The 1,673-nt window shown below is 55.7% G+C and carries 2 protein-coding genes; both read right to left on the minus strand.

What is annotated here, in order from left to right:
• Positions 1–276: 276 nt before the first annotated feature.
• Positions 277–909 carry a flavodoxin family protein gene (locus JX325_RS16335; protein ID WP_204792091.1) on the minus strand — a complete coding sequence of 211 codons (633 nt, stop codon included), beginning with the start codon at positions 907–909 and terminating at the stop codon, positions 277–279.
• Between the two features lie 61 nt (positions 910–970).
• Positions 971–1,673 (minus strand): flavodoxin (locus tag JX325_RS16340; RefSeq protein ID WP_307819287.1); only part of this gene is annotated, 703 nt, incomplete at its 5' end.

Below are 1,673 nucleotides of genomic sequence, written 5' to 3' on the forward strand. Positions count from 1 at the left end.
CTGCACAAGCTGTTTGCACCATTGCTGCTTTCAGCACTTTACTCAAGCGGTTTTAGCCTATTGGTACAGCTTCTGAAATCATCTTCTTCATAATGCTCTCCATTTTGATTGGCACTTCCTTCTTGTGGAGGGATATTGTTGAAATGATAACACATGAACTTTAACTCAAGCTAAACCAGCGGGTACAAAGAAACTCCCGTGCGGAGCGGACTGCGGCCCTGACGGTCGAAGTCGTTATGCCGCACGGGAGTTTTTATCAAAGGGCGTTCGGTACTGTCAGCGGATAAAATTGGTGAAGGTCATCGGCTCCTGCTCCGGAAGGTGAACGCCAGCTTTCTCACCGGCCTCCTTACATCTGAGGAACCATGCCATGTTCCGGCCCAGGACACGCATGGTCTGTAACCCCTCCGCGTCCTGCTTTACATCCTCCGGTTTTGCACCGTGGACCATGTTCCAGTACCGGGAAGTGATGATGGGCATCTGCATCAGGCCGAAATACTTGTTCATCTGATCCCAGGTGGCAGTGGTCCCGGCTCTCCTGGCAGACATGACCGCCGCCGCAGGCTTCAGCAGGAACCGATTGCCGCCGCCGTTCAAGTCAGCATAGAAAACGCGGTCCAGGAAGGACGTGATTGCTCCGGCAGCTCCGCCCCAATGGACGGGCGTTCCGAAAACAAATCCGTCATAGTCTCCGGCCAACTCCAGAAATTCATTTACCTTGTCATCGAACACGCAGGCGTGCTTCTTGACGCAGGTCTTGCAGGCGATACAGCCAGAGAGGGGCTTGTTCCCGATCCAGAACACATCTGTACCGATCCCGCTCTGATTCAGCGAGGCCCCGGCCTCGGCCAAGGCGGTATAGGTGCAGCCCTCCTTGTGGGGACTGCCATTGACCAGTAAAACCTTCATGGCAAACTCCTTCTTAATAATCCAGACCGTTGACCCAGGAGACGATCTCCTGCTCCGCATCCTAGATGTTGTTCCGGGAAATTGTCAGACCNTCCAGCATCTTCGCCCCCGGCTCCAGGCTCTGAATGGTGGCGGGTGTTCCGGCGAAGCTGCTGCCGCCGTGAGTGCTGAAGGGGATCACCGTCTTGCCGCTGAAATCATAGGTATCGAAAAAGGTGTAGAGGATTTGGGGCAGGTCGCTCCACCAGATGGGGTAGCCGATGAAAACCGTGTCATAGCTGTCAAAATCGGAGACAGCATTCTTGATAGCGGGGCGGGTATCCTGATCCTGCTCCTCCCGTGCCTGGGCAACCAGGGTGGTGTGGTCGGTGGGATAGGGGTTCTGCGGCTCAATACGATAGATGTCAGCGTTCGTTGTTCTTTGAATGACCTGGGCCATATACTGTGTGTTACCCAGAACCTCGCCGTTAATGACTACGGTGCTGTTGGCCTCCTCGGTGGTCATGTTGTTGGGATTGGTGGTTTCCGGCATAGAGAAGTAGGCCACAAGAACCTTGGATTCACCGCTCTGTGTGGGCTGGGTATTTGCTTTAGGGAGGTCCAGACCGTTGGCCCAGGCCGCGATGTCAGACTGAGAGGCCCGCTCCGAGAAGCGCCGTCCCTCCTGCCAGTTGCCGCCATTGGCCATCTCTGCCAGCAGGGTGCCGCTCTGTCCCAGCCCGGAGCTGGTGGAGGTGCAGAAGGGAATCACAGTCTTTCCGGTG

The organism is Oscillibacter sp. CU971 (assembly GCF_905219725.1).
Lineage (GTDB): Bacteria > Bacillota > Clostridia > Oscillospirales > Oscillospiraceae > Oscillibacter.

What these genes read in the sequence shown, in the direction of transcription:
- JX325_RS16335 (WP_204792091.1), bottom strand. Translation starts at nt 909, where the DNA reads ATGAAGGTTTTACTGGTCAATGGCAGTCCCCACAAGGAGGGCTGCACC.